Raw genomic sequence first — 4,237 nt, 5'->3', positions numbered from 1 at the left:
GCCGGTGGGCGTCCTCGACGGTCGACAGGCCGGCGAGGGGGTTCCACCACCAGGTCTGCGGCTGGTAGGTGATGTGCTGCGGGTCGAACAGCCAGGCCCGTCCCTCGGTGCGTTCGGTGCGGACGGTTGCGATTGCCGACCATAGGTCGGCCTTGTTGCTGGTCGCGATGACCGCACCGGGCGCCGACAGCACGTGCGGAATCGACTGGGTGGTCGTTTTGCCCGACCGGGGTGCCATGAACGCCACGACGGTGTCCTCCCAGGAGGTGAACAACGTCGGTCCGCTGTGGTCACCGGGCAGCAGGACGTCGCCGAGGACCAGCCCGACGTCCTCGGGAGCCAGGTCGCCGGGGGCGGTGTCGCGGAGGGAGCGCCGCAGGCCGACGGCCTTCTTCGCCGTCGCTTGGGGCTGTAGGCCGGAGAGGCCGGGGTTGTCGGCGAGCGCGGCGATGGCATCTCCAGGTTGTGGGCGACGGGCGGCAATGCGCTGCCACCCCGCCCATGTGCCCGTCAGAAGTGCAGCAAGGAGCACCGCGAGGACACCTAGTACCAGCGGCGTCGGCGTGCCCGGCCACGCCTGGCCGGTGTCCCGTTCGGCGAGAACGAACGCGAAGTCGGCGCCGAACGGCATCACGCGTCCGCCGGTGAGGGCGGCGGCGAGCTTGGCCGAGGCCCAGACGATCCACAGCGCGGCGATCGGTGTCCAGCAGGCGGCGAGGACGAGCCATCCACCGGCCGCGCTGGAATGGAACATTGACGGGCGGGGCCCGAGTGCCCGGCTCATGCGGTTACCCGGATGGCCTGGTCGGTGTCGTACAGGTCGTTTTCGGCGCCGACGAGGGACAGTTCGACGGGGATGCCGAGGCGTTCGCCGGTTTTGATGAGGTATTTGCCGCGGCCGGGGTGGCGGGCTCCTGGTTGCCAGGAGTCGGGGGCCGACCAGGAGGACACGAGGTGTTGTTCGGGGCCGGTGAGCGGGGTGATCTCGTGGACGCGGGCCAGTTCGCGGGGTGGGAGGCCGGCGAGGACGGTGATGGCGGACCGGTCGGCGAATCCCTTGGCTTTCGCGCGGTCCTCTTCGGTGGCGAGGGCGTCCAGGTCGGCGAGCGAGTGGGTGATCATGATGGAGGCCATGCCTTTGGCGCGGTTGAGGCGGGTGAGGGCGTCGGCGTGTTCGACGAGGCCGGGCGCGCCGCGTAGGGCGCGCCAGAGTTCGTCCATGACGCCGAGGTAGGGGCGGCGTGGGGCGGCGCCGAGGTCGGCGAGGGCGGTGGCGGCGTCGACCATGCCGAAGGCGTAGGCCCAGGTGCACAGCATCGCGGCGGTCAGCAGTTTGTCTCCGGCGGCGCCGACTCGGGAGATGTCGACGCTGATCGCGGGCGCGTCCAGGTTCAGGGGGTGGGTGGTGGGGGAGTCGAACACGCCTGCGAGGGAGCCGGTGATGAGCAGGTCGAGGGTGAACACCAGGTCGCGGGTCTGGGCGCGGTAGGCGGTGTCGGTGTCGGTGCGGGTCGCGGCCCGCAGCTCCGCGGGGCCTTCTTCCAGGATGCGTAGGACGTCGATGATGGTGGGTTTGTGGTCGAGGCGGTCGTCGAGCAGGTCGATGGACTGTCCGAGCACGACTTCCTCGGCGTTGGTGATGCGGGCCTCCCGCACCAGGGTCGCCAGCGCGAGCAGCAGCGACAGCCGTCGTGATCGCACCTCCCATCGCAGGGCTTCGGCGTCGGCGCCGGTGCGACGCCTCTGGGCTTCGTCCAGCGGTCCGGCGTCGAGGGGGTTGATGCGGTCGGCGCCGCGTCCGACGCGGATGACCTGGCCGCCGAGGTATTCGACGAGGCGGGTGTAGTCGGGCTTGGTGTCGCCCAAGATGATCGGGGTGGTGCCGGTGGCGACGGCGCCGGTGACGAGCCGTTTTACGAGGGTGGATTTGCCGGTGCCGGGCTGTCCGAGGACGAACATGCCCGGGTTGGTCACCAGCCCCTCGCGGAGCCATGCCAGCGGGTCGAGGCACACGACCTCGCCCCAGAGCTGGTGGCGGCCGACGGGGGTGCCGGCGGTCGGGGTGCCCGACCCGGCGGTGAAGGGATACAGGCCGCAGGCTTGGCTGGTGGTGGCCTGGTACTCCGGCGCCGCCTCGACATGCGCGGCGCGTCCGGCGCCTCGGCCGCGCCAGCCCCAGGCGGGGGCGAGGGGTTCGGCCATCGCCTGTTGTTCGACAGGGTGGGTCATCGGGAACGTGTGCTCCTGGTTCAGTGAACGAGGCGGTGGGAAAGGGCGGGCGGGCAGATGCCGCACGGCAGGGTGGTGGCGAATCCGGCGGCTTGGCTGCCCCACATGCGGCGCAGCCGGATCTTGGCCGAGTCCGCGGTCGTTTCCACGTGCGCGACCGCGCGCCGCAGTTCGTCGGGGTGGGTGACGGTGACGGTGGCGTACATCGAGACCAGGCACACTCCGGCGCCCATGGCTTCTTCGGCGGCGGCTTGGCGGGCGCGGGCGGCGTCCCAGCTGTCGCGGGCGGTTTCGTCGCGTCCGGTGCGGCGCCGGAACTGGGCGCGGAACGCCGCGGCGTTCACCTCCTGCTGCAGCACCCGGCTCGCCGCCGCGGCCGGCAACGCCCGGTACAGCAGCGTCACCCGTTTCGGATACGGCCCCGGAGCCACCAGCCGGGCCAGCACATCGGAGCGGACGTTCTGCCGCGGCGGCTCGTGCCACGCCCAGCTCACCGACGTGCCGCCGTCGTGCTCGTAGCGGTCGGTGTGCTCGGTCGCGGCGACCGGCCCGGCATCACCCCAGGTCAGGACGTCCTCCGCTCCCGGGCGCGAGAGGAGCCGGTTGACCTCCCCACGGGCGTGCGGGTCGAACGCCGTCCGGACGGCTCCGGCCAGTTCGGCGGCGGTCGCGCGACCGACGACCGACACCCCGCAGTTGCCGAGCCGGGACGCCAGCCCGTCCAGCGCGCACCCGAGTTCGGCCACGGCCTCGAACAGGTCGCGCGGCCGCGCCGACGACGCCTTGGGATCGAACGTGACCGACACCCGGGTGTCGACATCCGCGGCGGCGGCCGGCGCGGCGTGGACGAGCTGGTCCATGATCTGGCGTGCGGGTTCGGGCGCGGACTCCACGACCGCGCGGCCGATGGCGTCGGCGAGGGTGGAGCCGGGTTCGGGCGCGGTCTCCACCGTCACGGTCACCCAGCGGACGGCGGGCATGTGGCCCAGCGCGGCGAGCCAGCCGCCCCAGGAGGCGACCCAGGTGTCGGCGTCGGACCGGTCGGCCAGCCACGTCGAGGCCGGCACCACCCGCAGCGTCGCGGTCAGCAACCCGCTCCGGCGGTCCCACACGACCCCGTACCGGCCGCCGTACCCGTCCTCCACGCTCAGCAGCGTCAGCGGCGCCAGCACCCCCGGGAGCTGGAACGCCCGCGGGTGATCGATGACGACCCCGGCCCGGTACCGGTTATGGCCGCGCATCATAGCCCACCGCCACCGGACTCTCCCCAACAACACGCGGCCTGCCGGTACTCCGCCAACGCGGACGAGTCCGAGCCCGGCCACGATCGCCGCTGGCGGCAGTAGGTAGACCAGCGTTCCTGGTGCCACGGCGGCGACGAGGACGACCACCATGGCGCCGCCCAATGCGATGAAGGTGGCGGTGGTGTCCAGGCCGAGGAGTCCGATGCCGTGCCGACGCCGCCATCCGCCGTAGGTGCGGGCCTCACCCATTACCGCCACCCCCGTCCCCCACAGCGCCGCTCGGAGCGCCGCTGTTGTCGTCCCCGGAACCGGTGGGGTTGCCCAGCCACCGGATCGTGTCCTGGCCGCGATGCATTTCCTTGTCCGCTGCGCGGATGGCGGTCGGCCCGACCGGCTCGTCGTGCCCGCCGCCGGGCGGCGCCCATCCGCCGCCGGACGACTCATCGCCCTTTGCCTGCCTGGGCGTGCTGGCGACACTGCCGTCGGGTTGACCGCTCCCGGACGGCGCCACTGCGGCCGACGGGCCCTGCTCGCCCTCATTCCCCTGCTGTCCCGAAGCCGTCCGATCCGGGACGACCGGCGGCTGCGCCGCTTTCCCGTCGTCATGCCGATCGCCGGGACGTTCGCCGAGTTGCTGCCCGAGGTAGTCGGCGTGCTCACCTGCGGATTCGGTGCGTCCGCCGCCGGACGCGCCGCCGTAGGCGCGTAGCGCGCCCAGGGCGGTGGCGCCGCCCATGACCGCGCTCAGCACGCCGCCGCCGCTG

General features: G+C 72.7%; 3 protein-coding genes and 1 pseudogene. All 4 read right to left on the bottom strand.

Annotated features, from left to right (window positions below):
* Positions 1–784 (bottom strand): type IV secretory system conjugative DNA transfer family protein (locus AB0L25_RS40945; RefSeq protein WP_500179030.1); only part of this gene is annotated, 784 nt, incomplete at its 3' end.
* Positions 781–2,229, bottom strand: a complete 1,449-nt coding sequence (locus tag AB0L25_RS40940; RefSeq protein WP_500179028.1) for a putative type IV secretion/conjugal transfer ATPase — start codon at positions 2,227–2,229, stop codon at positions 781–783. The genes AB0L25_RS40945 and AB0L25_RS40940, both read right to left, overlap by 4 nt.
* A 20-nt stretch (positions 2,230–2,249) precedes the next feature.
* Positions 2,250–3,722, bottom strand: a complete 1,473-nt coding sequence (locus tag AB0L25_RS40935) for an SCO6880 family protein (protein WP_500179026.1) — start codon at positions 3,720–3,722, stop codon at positions 2,250–2,252.
* Positions 3,715–4,237: pseudogene (locus AB0L25_RS40930) on the bottom strand (hypothetical protein); the annotation flags it as partial. The pseudogene AB0L25_RS40930 and the gene AB0L25_RS40935, both read right to left, overlap by 8 nt.

Source organism: Spirillospora sp. NPDC052242 (assembly GCF_040679555.1).
Lineage (GTDB): Bacteria > Actinomycetota > Actinomycetes > Streptosporangiales > Streptosporangiaceae > Spirillospora.
Note: the sequence above shows the minus strand (reverse complement) of the source record. Positions and strands in the feature narration are given on the sequence as shown.

Excerpts from the sequence above, each read along its gene's own strand:
- AB0L25_RS40940 (WP_500179028.1), bottom strand. The coding sequence starts at position 2,229 with ATGACCCACCCTGTCGAACAACAGGCGATGGCCGAACCCCTCGCCCCC.
- AB0L25_RS40935 (WP_500179026.1), bottom strand. The coding sequence starts at position 3,722 with ATGGGTGAGGCCCGCACCTACGGCGGATGGCGGCGTCGGCACGGCATC.